This window comes from Bacillus sp. Cr_A10 (assembly GCF_029222665.1).
Classification (GTDB): Bacteria; Bacillota; Bacilli; order Bacillales_A; family Planococcaceae; genus Psychrobacillus.
In genome coordinates this window covers 77,173-91,513 of sequence record NZ_JARHXR010000019.1, presented here as the reverse complement: position 1 = coordinate 91,513, position 14,341 = coordinate 77,173, and the positions used below count along the sequence as shown (strand labels likewise).

General features: G+C 39.2%; 14 protein-coding genes and 1 riboswitch. All 14 genes read right to left on the bottom strand.

Annotation, left to right across the window (positions count from 1 at the left end):
• Window positions 1–249: 249 nt before the first annotated feature.
• The gene (locus P2Q73_RS16760) at window positions 250–2,403 is read right to left on the bottom strand and encodes a (Fe-S)-binding protein (RefSeq protein ID WP_275789247.1); all 2,154 of its coding nucleotides are present in this window, start codon (window positions 2,401–2,403) and stop codon (window positions 250–252) included.
• A gap of 679 nt (window positions 2,404–3,082) precedes the next feature.
• Entirely contained in the window at window positions 3,083–3,745 is a 663-nt protein-coding gene (locus P2Q73_RS16755) for a hypothetical protein (RefSeq protein ID WP_275789245.1), read from the bottom strand.
• Window positions 3,738–4,220: an ECF transporter S component gene (locus tag P2Q73_RS16750; RefSeq protein ID WP_275789243.1), complete on the bottom strand. Its 483-nt coding sequence runs from the start codon at window positions 4,218–4,220 to the stop codon at window positions 3,738–3,740. Before P2Q73_RS16750 ends, P2Q73_RS16755 begins: the two co-directional genes overlap by 8 nt.
• Before the next feature lie 5 nt (window positions 4,221–4,225).
• A complete protein-coding gene (locus P2Q73_RS16745) occupies window positions 4,226–4,816 on the bottom strand; it encodes a cob(I)yrinic acid a,c-diamide adenosyltransferase (protein WP_056829098.1) in 591 nt (196 codons plus the stop codon).
• Window positions 4,817–4,821: 5 nt separating this feature from the next.
• Window positions 4,822–5,202: a bifunctional adenosylcobinamide kinase/adenosylcobinamide-phosphate guanylyltransferase gene (locus P2Q73_RS16740; RefSeq protein ID WP_275789240.1), complete on the bottom strand. Its 381-nt coding sequence runs from the start codon at window positions 5,200–5,202 to the stop codon at window positions 4,822–4,824.
• Window positions 5,154–5,753 (bottom strand): histidine phosphatase family protein, encoded by a 600-nt coding sequence (locus P2Q73_RS16735; protein ID WP_275789238.1) that lies wholly within the window; start codon window positions 5,751–5,753, stop codon window positions 5,154–5,156. Before P2Q73_RS16735 ends, P2Q73_RS16740 begins: the two co-directional genes overlap by 49 nt.
• Entirely contained in the window at window positions 5,723–6,511 is a 789-nt protein-coding gene (gene cobS, locus P2Q73_RS16730; RefSeq protein ID WP_275789236.1) for an adenosylcobinamide-GDP ribazoletransferase, read from the bottom strand. Before cobS ends, P2Q73_RS16735 begins: the two co-directional genes overlap by 31 nt.
• Window positions 6,472–7,293 carry a cobyric acid synthase gene (locus tag P2Q73_RS16725; protein ID WP_275789234.1) on the bottom strand — a complete coding sequence of 274 codons (822 nt, stop codon included), beginning with the start codon at window positions 7,291–7,293 and terminating at the stop codon, window positions 6,472–6,474. The genes cobS and P2Q73_RS16725 overlap by 40 nt, the downstream gene beginning before the upstream one ends.
• Before the next feature lie 9 nt (window positions 7,294–7,302).
• Window positions 7,303–7,833 carry a bifunctional adenosylcobinamide kinase/adenosylcobinamide-phosphate guanylyltransferase gene (locus P2Q73_RS16720; RefSeq protein WP_275789232.1) on the bottom strand — a complete coding sequence of 177 codons (531 nt, stop codon included), beginning with the start codon at window positions 7,831–7,833 and terminating at the stop codon, window positions 7,303–7,305.
• The gene (locus P2Q73_RS16715; RefSeq protein ID WP_275789230.1) at window positions 7,806–8,882 is read right to left on the bottom strand and encodes a pyridoxal phosphate-dependent aminotransferase; all 1,077 of its coding nucleotides are present in this window, start codon (window positions 8,880–8,882) and stop codon (window positions 7,806–7,808) included. The genes P2Q73_RS16720 and P2Q73_RS16715 overlap by 28 nt, the downstream gene beginning before the upstream one ends.
• Window positions 8,869–9,828: an adenosylcobinamide-phosphate synthase CbiB gene (cbiB, locus tag P2Q73_RS16710; protein WP_056828103.1), complete on the bottom strand. Its 960-nt coding sequence runs from the start codon at window positions 9,826–9,828 to the stop codon at window positions 8,869–8,871. Before cbiB ends, P2Q73_RS16715 begins: the two co-directional genes overlap by 14 nt.
• A 1-nt stretch (window position 9,829) precedes the next feature.
• Window positions 9,830–11,299 carry an adenosylcobinamide amidohydrolase gene (locus P2Q73_RS16705; RefSeq protein WP_275789227.1) on the bottom strand — a complete coding sequence of 490 codons (1,470 nt, stop codon included), beginning with the start codon at window positions 11,297–11,299 and terminating at the stop codon, window positions 9,830–9,832.
• A 1-nt stretch (window position 11,300) separates the two neighbouring features.
• Window positions 11,301–12,284: a FecCD family ABC transporter permease gene (locus P2Q73_RS16700; RefSeq protein WP_172794321.1), complete on the bottom strand. Its 984-nt coding sequence runs from the start codon at window positions 12,282–12,284 to the stop codon at window positions 11,301–11,303.
• 4 nt (window positions 12,285–12,288) lie between these two features.
• Window positions 12,289–13,257 carry an ABC transporter substrate-binding protein gene (locus P2Q73_RS16695; protein WP_275789225.1) on the bottom strand — a complete coding sequence of 323 codons (969 nt, stop codon included), beginning with the start codon at window positions 13,255–13,257 and terminating at the stop codon, window positions 12,289–12,291.
• A 128-nt stretch (window positions 13,258–13,385) separates the two neighbouring features.
• A riboswitch (cobalamin riboswitch) is annotated at window positions 13,386–13,525 on the bottom strand.
• Window positions 13,526–14,341: the final 816 nt, after the last annotated feature.

Genomic DNA, 14,341 nt, shown 5'->3' with positions numbered 1-14,341 from the left:
CACTTTAATGAAATCGCTTTCAAATAAAATAAAAAAATTTAATTGACTGAACGCTCGCTCGACATGAAATGTTAGAAAAAAGGGAGTAAAAATACTCCCTTACTATTAATTCTAGTTTACGAAACTATAAAAATATTTGCAATATAAATATGTCTTGTTCAATCCGCTCGAGACAGAAGCGAATAGACTTAAGTTCAAGAGTTACCAATGAAGTGCAAGTACGCTCACTTGCTAAATTGAGCGGGAATATTATTGAACAGTTGGTGCCACTTCTTCATCTTCCGCTGATGGCATAATTTCACCGAAAATAGATTTTTCTAGAAGCTCAGCGATATCGTATGTTCCAACTGTTTCTTCGACTTCCTTCGCTTTCGTGCCATCTGAGAGCATCGTTAAGCAATAAGGACATCCAGAAGAAATAATCGTTGGATTTACTTCTAAAGCCTGTTCTGTTCGAGCAACGTTGACTCTGTTTCCAACATGCTCTTCCATCCACATCAATCCGCCACCTGCTCCACAGCACATTCCTTTTTCACGGTTACGATCCATTTCAACTAATTTCACTCCTGGAATTGCTTTTAACACTTCACGAGGTGCGTCATAGACATCATTGTATCGCCCTAAATAACAAGAATCATGGAATGTAATTGTTTCTTCTACTGTGTATTGTGGTTTCAAGCGACCAGCTTGAACTAAATCGTATAGCATTTCTGTGTGGTGAAGAACTTCTCCATTCCATCCAAAATCACTATATTCATTTTTAAAGATATTATATGCATGTGGGTCAATTGTTACTATTTTAGTTACCCCAGCTTTTTCAAATTCTGAAATATTGTTCGATGCTAGCTCTTGGAATAAAAACTCGTTCCCTAGGCGACGTGGTGTGTCTCCAGAGTTCTTTTCTTTATTACCAAGAATCGCAAATTTCACTCCAGCCTCGTTCATCAAGTGTGCAAACGATAAAGCGATTTTTTGTGAACGGTTATCGAAGGATCCCATTGAGCCAACCCAGAATAAGTACTCAAATTCTTCTCCAGCTTTTGAAACTTCTTTCACTGTTGGAATATGAATATCTGGACGTGCATCTCTCCAGTTTTCTTTTTCTTTACGATTTAATCCCCATGGATTACCTTGACGCTCGATATTTGTCATCGCGCGTTGTGCATCTGCGTCCATTTTTCCTTCTGTCATTACTAAATAACGGCGAAGATCGATAATCTTATCGACATGCTCATTCATTACAGGACATTGATCTTCACAGTTACGGCAAGTTGTACATGCCCAAATTTCCTCTTCTGTAATAACATCTCCAATTAGGGATGGGCTATAAATGTCTTCGATTACTGCTCCTTCTGCCCCAGCAGCCATCGCAAGTTGATTACCTTTTGTTCCTTGGAACGCAAGTGTAGGTACCCAAGGCTTTTTCTTCGTTTCTACTGCACCAGTTAATGTTAAGTGATCACGAAGCTTCACGATCAAGTCCATTGGAGAAAGCATTTTACCTGTTCCCGTTGCAGGACACATATTTGTACAACGACCACATTCTACACATGCGTAGAAATCAATCATCTGTGCTTGCGTAAAATCTTGAATGCGACCTACTCCGAATGAAGGCATTTCATCTTCATTTGCTTCTTCGTCCTCTTCCTCTTCAAAATTGATTGGACGTAGCTTTCCAACATTGTCTAAGCGGTGGAAGTATACGTTTGCCGGACCAGTAATCAAGTGGAAATGCTTTGATTGCGGTACATATACTAAGAATGTTAGTAGGAATAAAAGATGTACCCACCACATTGCATAGAAAACTACTGCTGCAGCTGTCGGTGGAACAAATCCAAAAAGGAGTGCAATAGAAGATGCAATTGGCTCTGACCATACAGCCTCATGACCATGCCAAATCATTCCCATACCATTACCTACTAAAACAGAAACCATTAACCCGCCGATGAAAATCAGAACTAGTCCATTTTTCCAACCGCGTTTTAAACGTACTAATTTTTCAATATAGCGTCTGTAAAATGCCCACAAGACAGCTATTAAAATAACAAATGTCACAATTTCTTGGAAGAACGTAAACGCTGGATACAATGGACCTAATGGTAAATGTGAATCTGGCGCTAACCCTTTCCAAATAAAATCAATTGCTCCAAACTGAACAAGTAAGAAACCATAAAAGAACATAACGTGAATCGTTCCACTTTTCTTATCCTTTAAAAGCTTCTTTTGCCCAAACACATACACCCAAATTTTGCGAAGTCTTTCCTTCACATTGTCTTCAAATTCGACTTTTTTCCCCAGTTTGATATATGCATACCTCGTTCTAAGTAGATATACGAATAAACCAATTGCATACAAAGTGACTGCGATGAACAGTAACCAGTTTGCGATTAATAATGGACTCATCTTATTCTCCCCCTCTAAGATGTAAAATGATATCATGGATAGAATACCATTAGGTTAATAGATTTATAAAGAATTAATTTAATATTAAAACTGAATGAGCATTCAGTCAACACTTATTTATTCTAAATTGCGCGAAATTAGTAGAAAATTTATTTTAGTAGTTCGGAAATTCTAGGTGAACAAATAAAATTGTACAAGTCACTACTTGTACAATATATGTTTCAGAATATGTAAACTTGCCTGGGATTATTTACAATTAATAGGTATTATAAGACACTTCGAGACCAATTGCTCCCTAATAGCAACCATTTGATTGATCAACGAGACCAATTTACACCAATCCGCAACCAATTCTTTCACAAGCCAGACCATTTCTCGTAATAAAGAGTTATGTTGATGTGATAAGAGTTAATTACTACTGGCCTTATATTCCTTCTGGAATTATTTTACATTAAAAGTATCTATACGGCACTTCGAGACCAATTGCTCCCTAACAGCAACCAATTGATTACTCAACGAGACCAATTTACAACAATCCGCAACCAATTCCTTTACAAGCGAGACCATTTCTCGTAATAAAGAGTTATGTTGATGTGAGACAATATTTCTAACTCTATTCGGATGAAAGCAACCATTTCTCCAAACAAAAAGCTATCTCCGTATGAGATAGCCCTTTTTTTCATCGAATCTCTTCAAAATATTTTTCAAAATGATTTTTCGCATCTTTTATTTGTTCGCTTGGAACTCCTAGTAATACAGAAGTAGCCGGGCCAGCCGATTTTATTATGTCCCACCCTGTTATTTCACCGCGCAAACCAAGTCGCATGCATTCGCCGGCAATTCCATTAGAACCGACCGGCCAAACTCGTTTGACAAATCCTCTTTCCATCGCATTCCATATCTTTTTTAAATCAGCAATCTTATCTGCATGTTCCACTACCTCTTGCCCGACACATGGTTTCCCGTACACAAACCATGTAATTTCCGATTCACTGGCCCATCTCTTTTCGCCAATCATCGTAACAGCCATCGCAGATTGCATTGTCTCCATATTGGATTCTGTACTTCCAGTAATTGTTGGGCATGGCCACTCTATTTCTTGAAACGCTTTTTCTATTCCTGCAACATATTTATCCCAGCTTTTATTGCCAGTAAAGTTGTGTACGATAACGGAGATTGGATGTGCATCTGCAGACCACTGCTCCAACAAAGCAACCCTTGTAGCAAAATATGCAACGATTTCGTCTTCCACACGAACGATATCGTCCACTTTTTCTCCGATTCCCGCAGAATTATCAGTTGTCAAAACTATCCCATTTGGCAATAAAACCGCGTTACGCATGCGTTCTCACTCTCTCCATTACTCGCTCAACTACTGGAGAGACAATCATTGCGATTCCTGCATTTAATATAGTTGCAATCGTAATTCCAGGTAACGCTCCAGCAAAAAATGCAGGAGAAATGATCCAGTAAAATGGAAGTGTTGCTAGCAAACTATTGGCAACGATGAAAAATACCCATTTCATCAAATAGTGGCCAGTTTGATGTAGCTTCGTAAATACGAATAAAATAAGAAACATTTCTACTGCAATGATTATATGCAACGGTCCTAGAGGAAATCCTACGTACAGCGACGAAGATAAATGTCCAACCAGTGACGCTGCTCCTGCATAAACGGGAGGCAGAAAAGCCGCTGACACTAATGCCGGAACCGTATCGAGTGCAGCACTTCCAATCCCAACTGGAATTTTCACGAATGCACCTATTGTAGATAGGGCTGCAAACATTGCTGCAAGTGTAAGTAAACGAAGTTTCATCGCTCTTACGCCTCCTCTTTTTTCACGCTTCCTACATTTTTAAATACTTTTGCACTACGCACATATTCAACATCAGACACATTTTCTCTAGCATTTGCAACCCTAGCTGCTGCAAATAAATAATCGGATAAACGATTCAAATAGCGTTGTACAACTGCAGGAACATCCTCTTCCGTTTTCATTAGCGTCACCATTTGGCGCTCAGCTCGTCTCGTAATAGTACGCGCAATATGAAGCGTTGCTGCAGCAGGAGTTCCTCCTGGTAAAATGAAGCGCTCTAATACCGGGCCTTCCTCTACTAGTACATCAATACGTTTTTCCATTGCCTCTATAGGTGCATCCGTCATTTTATACACTCGACGGTTTGATACGTTAGCCAAGTCACCACCGCAATCGAATAATTCGTGTTGAATCGTTTCTAAGTCTTCTAAAATATCCGCAAAAATAGTAGAATCCAACTCTGTCACTGCTTTTCCGATAAAGGAATTTACTTCATCAATTGTCCCATATGTTTCCACTCGAATATCATCTTTATCTGTTCTTCCTCCGATTAATCCTGTTTGCCCTTTGTCACCTGTTTTTGTATAAATTTTCAACTCCATCATCTCCCTTTTATCGTTTGTGAAATGCCATACCAAATTCTTGTGACACGTTCTGCCTTTGTAAAAAGCTGCTGATAAAATCTTCCGACGTCATCTCGCAGTTTACGCATGCTCGCTTCCATCGGGACGATGCCTCGCCCAATTTCAGTCGCAATAACAATTACCTCGAAATTTTGATCCCATTGCTCCAGATGCTCAAATAACTTATTCAATTTGTCTTCTAATACATTTTCTACTCCAAAAACAATTACAACTTCAGCTTTTGAAGATACAATCGGAAATTCCTCTGTAGCATCCAACCACTGTGCTTCTTTATCTTCTACTAGTTGCTCTACATATGCTCTTTTTCCATTAAATGCTCCACCGAAAATGACGTGCACCGCATTCCCTCCAGTACATCTTTCTTTTCATTCCAATGCATTTTATAGCTGCAACCATGCAGCACTTTCCACTCCCAGAAGCTCTTTTCCACACTCCCAAACTTTGTTAATAAAAAACGAATGGGACCACCATGTGTAATAATTACTGGATTCTCATATTCACTAATAACATCATATAAACCTTGAAGCACACGCGCTTCCATCTTTTCAAGTGACTCTCCATTTGGAGGTGCTGCTTGCCGAGGGTTATCCAGCCATGCTTGATATAATCTATCTTCTTTTAATTCATTATATGTTTTTTCTTCCCAATCACCAAAGGAGCATTCTCGGAGATTTTCATTCGTCCTATAAGGAATTTCTTTAAATAACAATTCTGCTGTTTGTTTGCAGCGTGTCAGATCACTGCCAATAACTTGTTCTATTTCTGGAGATAATTTTTTCGTTTTCATTCCGGCTAAAATGGGTTCATCCGTCCAGCCGATATACTTTTTCTCTAGGTTTCCTTGCGTTGGCAAATGTCTTATGAGAGTAATAGTAAAAGCGTCAGCCATAATAGCACCTCCGTAATTTCAACACTCGCCCCAAGAATATCGCCGGTCACACCACCAAAATTTTTAAGTGACCAATTTCGATACAAGCAAATAAAAACGAGCAACACCGCTGCAAATGTAACGGGAATAAACCAACTTGACGACATCCATCCAATTAGAAAAAGACCAATAAACGTATTACATACAGTCGCTAGAATAACAACTTTCACATTCATCTTCTGCTTAAAAAAATATGCAAGCCCACTCTCTTTTGCGCTTCGCGTTAACCCAAAAAGCATTGCAAGTGTTGCTCTTGAGAAAAATGGGAGAAGCAATACAAAAATCCAATGAAAAGATTCCGCTGCCAATACTTCTGAAACAATAATCACTTTGCCGACGATTAATAAGACAACTGCCATCACTCCAAATGCTCCAACCCTTGGATCATCGAGAATCTCAAACCTTTTCAATCGATCTCTATAGGAAAAAAATGCATCCGACGTATCTATAAAACCATCCAAATGGAGACCCCCAGACAATAGAATTCCAACAAAAACAATACTGAACCCTGTCATTAATGGACTCCACTGGAAAGATAGTAATACACAAGCAATTGCTCCTATACTCGCACCAATCCACGGGAATATGCTATACATTCCAGAGATTTGCCGCTCTTCTATCGGTAAATTTTTATGAACTGGAATGATTGTGAAAAACTGAAGTGCCAATAAAAGACTATTCACTTGCCCACCTCTAATATATCCACTATTTTTTCCCATTTCACATGCTTCCGAAAATGTGCTGCCCATTCCTCTATTTGTTCATCGGAAGCAGCGTTCGTACTCTTTTCAACCCCGTCCTCTTCCTCCAATTCATTTGGAAAGTAAGGAACAGTACCTAAAACCATTACTCCAGTATAATTTTCAAGAAAATCAATTCCATCTTGAAATAGTGTAATGTCTCCTTGAAACTTATTAATAATAATCCCTTTCACTCTTGCTCTTTGCGATTCTGGTAGCAATGCAAGGGTACCAACGATGGAAGCAAACACTCCACCATATTCAATATTAGCGACTAATAGTACAGGTACGTCTGCCAAGTCAGCAACGCGCATATTCACTAATTCTCGATCTCTTAAATTCATTTCGACAGGACTTCCAGCACCCTCCAAAATCAGGTACTCATAGGAATCTGAAAGCTTCTTTAAACTTGTTTTAATAAGTTTTCGTCCTTCTTCAAAAAACTGTTCACGATAAAGCATTCCATTCATTTTATTTACTTTTTCGCCTAAAACGATAATGTCTGTTTCCATATTTCCATTTGGTTTTAATAATATTGGGTTCATCTCAGGCAAATAAGAAGTTTTAGCTGCTCTTGCTTGTAATGCTTGCGAAACGCTTATTTCAAGGGCATCTTTCGTTTGTATGCTTAAACTGGACATATTTTGTGATTTAAAAGGTGCCACTTGTTTTCCTTCGTTCGCAAGTAATCGGCAAATAGCTGTACATACTAAGCTTTTCCCTACACTTGAAGCGGTTCCTTGCACCATTAGTCCTTTCACTTATACCCCTCACTTCCACTGATGACTTAAACCATATTCCATTTCAAAAGCATAATCTGCTTTCGCCACAAGCCATTGATGAATTTGTCCGATCCACTTTTGATAGAGGATAACATCTTCATGGTTGGATAACGGTTCATCCAACACTTCATTTGAAACAATGACCATAACTTTTGCTTTTTCTACAACTTGATCAATTGCATCATGGAGACGTTCTTCTATCAACTCCATGTCTCCTTCATACAGCTCATTGGCAAGCCAGGTGGTAACACAATCCCATAGGACTCCGTCTCCATCTTGGATATGGGAAAGGATTTTCTCGAAGTGTCGAGGCTGCTCAATGGTCACCCACTCGACCGGATAATTTTCGCGATCTTGCTGATGCCGTTCAATTCGTTTCTTCATTTCTACATCAATCGCAACTCCTGAAGCTACATACACGTTGCGTTTAGCGTGCTCATTCATCAAATATTTCTCGGCAAAGCTACTTTTTCCGCTACGTACACCACCCGTTATGAAGACCAGTTTCCCTCGAACCATTTATTCATCTCCTTCTGTAATCGCTCCATGTGTATTTCTTCCTTCATTCCTACACGAAACCATTTACCATCCAGACCTTTAAAGTTCTCGGTATGCCGAAGTACATAGCCCTTTGTTAATAAATACGTAAAAAATTCCATAGAACGTTCAGGATTAGAAAGTTGAAAGCAAATAAAATTCGTTCTTGATGGAAGTACTACACAATGCCATTTTTCAAGAAATATAGTAAATTTCTTTCGCATTTCTTTCGCAAATGCAATAGCCTGTAGTCGATAATCCTCTTCCTTCAGGCAAGCTGCACCTATCGATGTCGCTATGGCATTACTATTCCAATGTGGCATGGTTGCACGAGTTTCCTTAATAATTTGTTTACTAGCTATTGCATAGCCAAGTCGCAACCCTGGAATTGCATACATTTTAGTCATCGAACGAACAACGATAACGTTCGAAAAATCTTTTAAATGCGGTATAAATGATTCTCTTTCATCGATAAAATCAAGAAAGGCTTCATCTAGAATGACTTCACATTTATATCTTTTCGCATACTCTGCTATTTGTATGATTTCTTTTAAAGGAATTAAATACCCAGTAGGATTATTTGGTCTGCAAATATAAATAACTTCTGCAAATTCTACTTCATCCAATACTTCCTCTAAAGGTAAAGCTTGTATTGCAATAATTTCTTTTATGTACACATGATAGGGTGCTAACGTCGCAGCATATTCTGAAAACGTAGGATGGATCAAAACGGCACGCTTATTTACATACCGTTTTGCAAGACTTGAGAATATTTCAGCAGCCCCATTCCCTACTATCACCTGGTCGATCGGAACTTTATGATATGTAGCTGCAGCTGATAAAAATGGCTCTCCGTGTGGATCAGGGTATTTAGTGATTAAACTTGCATATGATGCCCAATTCTCTTTAACAAAAGGTGGTGGTCCTAGAGGGTTCACGTTTTCACTATAATCTATTATTGCTTCAGGTATGTTAATCCCAAGACTTTCATAGAGATGATGAGCATTTGCACCATGATTAGGTAATGACAAGTAAAACTCCTCCAATCACCATCAACCAAAGCCAAAATAGAAATACTGCTGTATTTAAATGGGAGATGGTACTTAATATATGACTAGGGTTAAGCGGAATCTCTCCAATACCCATTAATGCCCGGTTAGAAATGATTCCTTTATATGTATTTATTCCACCTAGTTGAATTCCAAGTTGATAGGCAGTCGCAGCTTCCAAATAGCCACTATTTGGGCTTGGATGTTTTTTCGCATCCAGCCACCATCCTTTCATCCGCTCTTTAAAAGGAAGTGTGCTTTCTTTCTTACCCCAAAGCATGATGATATAGCCAGTCATGCGACTTGGAATGTAGTTTGCAATATCATCAAGTTTTGCAGATGCATAACCGAACTCCTCGTACTTTTCATTTTTGTACCCGACCATTGAATCTAATGTATTAATTGCCTTATAGGCCCAGAGTCCAGGGGCACCTGCAAATAAAAATGCATAAAAGAGAGGAGCGGTGATCCCATCGCTTATATTTTCAGAAACAGTTTCCACGACACCTCGCGTGATCTCTTTTTCATCTAATTTTTCAGTATCTCGACCAACAATCCACGAAAGTTTTTGTCTTGCTGCTGGTAAATCTTTATCCACCAATGGTTTATAAACTTCCATCGCAGCATCCTTCAAGCTTTTTTGCGCTAGCCCAGAAGCAATTAATATACTTTCCAAAGCAATCCCTACAATTACGTGAACAGAATAAGCAGCAATTAAAACAACTACTGTAAAGAAGAAAGTAATTCCTACTACGATGAAAACAAGTAAAAACCCTTTTGCTTTCCGTCCATTCCCTCTATTTAGCAAAGCAGTAAGCTTTGAAATGAGATTACCAATCCATCGAACGGGGTGAGGCCAATTTGGCGGGTCACCTATTATTTTGTCTAGTATTAGACCAATTGCTATGGCAATAATATGCGGACCCATCCTACACCCAGCCTTTTACTTTTTTATAAGTTTGGATAGCTTCTACGGTACATTCAAACACACCGAGTCCAATTTTCTTTCCTATTTCTGTGATTGGCCCAGCATATGGAATATAGCTCCCTTGCTGCGTCGCAGCCACTAAAATGCTATCTGTAGATGTTCCAGTTGCGATTGTGCCTGTACGTGGATCCATTACAGATTCAGCGGTTAGCGCTTTCGTTTTTGCTTCTGTTGCAGTTATCACTGCTTGTAGAAATGCTTCTTCAGCAAGAGTTCCGTTTATTATAATCCAAGTATTAATAGTTCCTACTACCGGAAAATTTTCAACTTCATACGCTTTTGATACATCTACTGCATTTCCAACACCTGCCGTCACCATGATGAAGACAGAACCAAAGTCTCCTTCATACTCCTTAATAACAGCATCTTTCGTTTGAACAGCTGTCATCATTCCAACTGTCTCTGTTTCAGAAAAACCATGATTTGCAAGGAACTCCTGCATTTCCATCTGAGCATTATCAATATTATACTGTGCATCTACTCTTCTATTTACAAATGATCGATACCAGCCACTTCCCGCATTAATGACAGCAGATGACCATGTTCTTAGCTGCTTCTCTGCTTGAAATACGACGAGCTCATCTGTAACCTGAAAGTTTTCGGTTGTTACTTGGTCATTTACTATCTTTTCATTCACATCAGGAAGAATAGTGATTTGTGGCTTTGGGAGTTCTGGATGTGGATTTGTACTAACTCGTGCTTGGTACACTGTTTCAATCTGATTTTTCTTAACTACTTCATGAGGCTCTCCGATTGCTTTAATTTCCCCTTGCTCCATTAATAACAGCCTATCACAATATAGGGATGCAAGGTTTATATCATGAAATACACTTATGACAGTAATTCCTTTTTCAATTGTTTGCGTTTTAATAGTATCGAGTAATTGTTTTTGGTGTGCAATGTCTAAATGGTTTGTCGGTTCATCGAGCAATAGTATTGGTGCTTGTTGTGCAAGTGCTTGAGCAACAAATACTCGCTGCTGCTCCCCACCGGACAATAGGTCTAGTAATTGATGCTCGTACACTTCCATTGCTGTTAGTTTCATTGCTTCCTTAACAGCTACTTCATCTTCATGTGACCAAGAGGAAAACCATCCGCTTTGGTGCGGATATCGGCCAAGAGATACTGTATCCCTAACCGTATGTGAAAATGCTTGACTATGTAATTGTGGTAAAACTGCCATTTTTTTAGCTAGCTCTTTAGATGAGTACGATAGCAGTGATTTCCCCTCTATTAATACGTCCCCAGAACTCATTGGTAAAATCCCACTCATCACCTTCAGCAAAGTAGATTTCCCACTTCCATTGGGACCAAGTATTCCAAGCATTTCACCCTTTCCAACTTCAAAGGAGACGTCTTTAACGATTAATTTATGGTCGTAACCACCTGACAAGTTTCCTACCTTCAACATGTTAAACGCCTCCTTTTTTTCGCTGTCTAAAGAAAATAAATGCGAACACTGGTGCACCAATAAATGCAGTGATTACTCCAATTGGTAGCTCGGTTGGTGAAATTATTGTACGAGAAACTAAGTCGCAGATAATGAGTAAGGATGCTCCATTGATGAAGCTAAGAGGTAATACATGTCGATGATCCGATCCAAATAAAAGCCTCGTCATATGTGGAACAACAAGCCCAACAAAACCAATTGTTCCAGATACTGCTACTGCCGTTCCCGTCAACATAGACCCGCCGATCAAGATCATCATCTTTCTTCTTTTTACATTAACTCCAAGATGCTTTGCACGTTCTTCACCAAATAATAGTGCATTTAATTCTCTTCTGTTTAAAGCTAATAAAATCGAACCAATGACGATAAAAGGTAATGCCATCTGTACATAGCTCCAGCCTCGCATCGATACACTACCGAGCAGCCAGCCGATGATTTGCCTAAGCTCTTCTCCTGTTAACGCAATCATTAATGATATAACCGAGCCTAAAAAAGAACTAAAAATGATTCCAGTTAAAATAATCGTCTCCATTTTCATCGCACGATCGACTAATTTGGCAAATGTAATGACAAGAAGCATCGTAACTAATGCACCTATCATACTGAAAATGGGTAACGTATAAATTCCTAGAAATGGTACCGAAATACCGAAAAAGAGCGTAGCCACGGCACCTACTGAGGCACCGGACGACACTCCTAACGTATAAGGGTCGGCAAGCGGGTTTTTTAATAAACCTTGAAACGCGGCTCCTGCAATGGCTAGTGATGCACCAACTAACCCTGCAAGAACAACCCGCGGCAAGCGAATTTTCCAAACGATATTGGTCGCAATTTCATCTGCTCCCCTATCCCATAATGTGCTGATCGGTACCTTTACGGATCCGACCGATACACCTAGCCATATCGCCACTAAAAGAGCAATAATAGACAAGGTGTAGCCGATCATGGATTTACTCACTAAAAGCCTCTGGATAGATTGCTTTCGCTACTTCTTCTAATCCTTCTGCAAGACGTGGGCCTGTTCGACTAGTTAAGTTTTCATCAACCTGTACTACTGCATCATTTTTAACAGCATTAATCGTATCAAAACCATCGCGAGCCTTCACACTATCTACAATTCCTTCTACGTAGCTATACATTACGATAATCACATCTGGATTACGGTTTACAATTTCCTCTGGAGCTATCATAAACCAGCCCTCTTGATCAGCCGCAATATTCTCCGCATTTACCATATCTAAAATTTCTTGCATAAATGTCCCTTTACCAGGTGTATAAATTTCCGGAACATCAGAAGTTTCAACGAACACAGTTTTCTTCGTTTCTACATTCGCCACTTTTGCTTTTACTTCTTCTACTTTTGCTTTCATATCTTCCACAATTTTTTGTGCCTCTGGTAATTTTCCTGTAGCACGACCAATTTGTTCGATAGTTGTATATGTTTCATTAAAATCAGCCGCATTTTTTACGACAAACACTTTTACACCAGCATCACGGATTTGTTGTAAACCTGCATCGCCAGCTCCCAACATTGACTCATGTGCAAACACGATTTCTGGATTCATGGATACAATTTTTTCTACGTTGAATTCCATACCGCCGATTTTCTCTTTTTCAAGCGCTTCCTCAGGGTAGTTATCGTAGTCATTCACTCCAATAATTTCTTCATTAAGTCCAAGCGCAAATAAAATCTCTGTATTACTTGGCAACATTGAAACGATTGTTTTTGGTGCCTCTTCCAACGTTATCTCATTGCCAACCGCATCTGTCATCGTAATCGGGAATTCTGTTTCTTCTATTGTCGCTTCCTCTTGAGTAGTGTCCTTGTCTTCAACAGGTTTTGCTTCTTCTTGAGAACATCCAACTAACAATAATACTGCAAGTGCGGATGTCATCCATAATTGCCATAACTTCTTCATCTGTAATTCCTCCATTTTTGTGCAAATAAAAATCTCTCGTTCCATGAACGAGAGATAGAATAGGTATAAATCTGCTAGGTTAAAACATGCCAAGCGGACTTACACATAACCTATCCTCGTAGGTAGTAAAGTGTAAACGCATAAAGGCAGGTTTTCTGACTTGTGATCATGTACAATCACTTACAGTGGCGGGACCGCGCTGGACTTGCACCAGCTTCCCTTTTAACTTACTAGTAAACTAGCAAGCACCTTTATGTTCAAAATATTCTTGATGCATCGATTTCATTATACCTTAAAACATTTTATTGTCGACAGAAGTTTTCATAGTATTCGACTGATATTAGTTGTATTCAACCGATTCATTTAAAATATATTAGAAAAGCGCAAGCGAGCCCTTTAAAAAGCAAAAACTGGTTACAATTGTTTTCGGATTGCTTTGGACAGACTTTGGCTTCAAAGTTACCGCAGGATTATTTTGAAGGGTTGGCCGTGACTGTCGTCAAGACCAACCCTTCTTTTTTCGGTAATCTTGTTGCTGCAGACTGTTCGTCGCTCTCCTTTAACTTTTGAAAACTGGTTAATACCTTTTTGGATAATTAGTGAATAGATGCTATCTTATTCAATTGCAAGCTACCGAATGCCCCACTGAAGAAAAAAGGCAGTAGGTTAATTGATATCGATTTTTATTTTGTTTTTTTGTCCATTTTATTGGTTTGGAGGAGCGTAGCGAGGGCACTGAAAAAGCCTATAGAATTTACTTTACTAAATAATGTTGTCCGATAAATAAGAAAATCGTTGAAACGGCTCCCTTTCCGCGGGCGTTGCCTTAGCCTCCTAGGCCAACACGATGTTGGTCATGCAATCGTTGCCGCAGGATCCGGCGAACTTAGATTGCCTTCCCCTCAACTGCGGGGTCTTCTGCTAACGCTATTCCCACAGGAGTGTCGCCTTTTTCAACGATTTTCTATAAATACTAATTGAAAAAATTTAAGTGATAAAAACTTGCACTATTAACGGTATAATGGTTTTCTAATTGAAAAGCGGATAATAGTTGATTGGAGTGGAAGGCGGCGACTCCAGCCGG

Bases quoted from the DNA above. Each gene is read 5' to 3' on its own strand.
- P2Q73_RS16760 (WP_275789247.1), bottom strand. From the start codon at position 2,403: ATGAGTCCATTATTAATCGCAAACTGGTTACTGTTCATCGCAGTCACT.
- P2Q73_RS16755 (WP_275789245.1), bottom strand. From the start codon at position 3,745: ATGCGTAACGCGGTTTTATTGCCAAATGGGATAGTTTTGACAACTGAT.
- P2Q73_RS16750 (WP_275789243.1), bottom strand. From the start codon at position 4,220: ATGAAACTTCGTTTACTTACACTTGCAGCAATGTTTGCAGCCCTATCT.
- P2Q73_RS16735 (WP_275789238.1), bottom strand. From the start codon at position 5,753: ATGGCTGACGCTTTTACTATTACTCTCATAAGACATTTGCCAACGCAA.
- cobS (WP_275789236.1), bottom strand. From the start codon at position 6,511: ATGGGAAAAAATAGTGGATATATTAGAGGTGGGCAAGTGAATAGTCTT.
- P2Q73_RS16720 (WP_275789232.1), bottom strand. From the start codon at position 7,833: ATGGTTCGAGGGAAACTGGTCTTCATAACGGGTGGTGTACGTAGCGGA.
- cbiB (WP_056828103.1), bottom strand. From the start codon at position 9,828: ATGGGTCCGCATATTATTGCCATAGCAATTGGTCTAATACTAGACAAA.
- P2Q73_RS16705 (WP_275789227.1), bottom strand. From the start codon at position 11,299: ATGTTGAAGGTAGGAAACTTGTCAGGTGGTTACGACCATAAATTAATC.
- P2Q73_RS16700 (WP_172794321.1), bottom strand. From the start codon at position 12,284: ATGATCGGCTACACCTTGTCTATTATTGCTCTTTTAGTGGCGATATGG.
- P2Q73_RS16695 (WP_275789225.1), bottom strand. From the start codon at position 13,257: ATGAAGAAGTTATGGCAATTATGGATGACATCCGCACTTGCAGTATTA.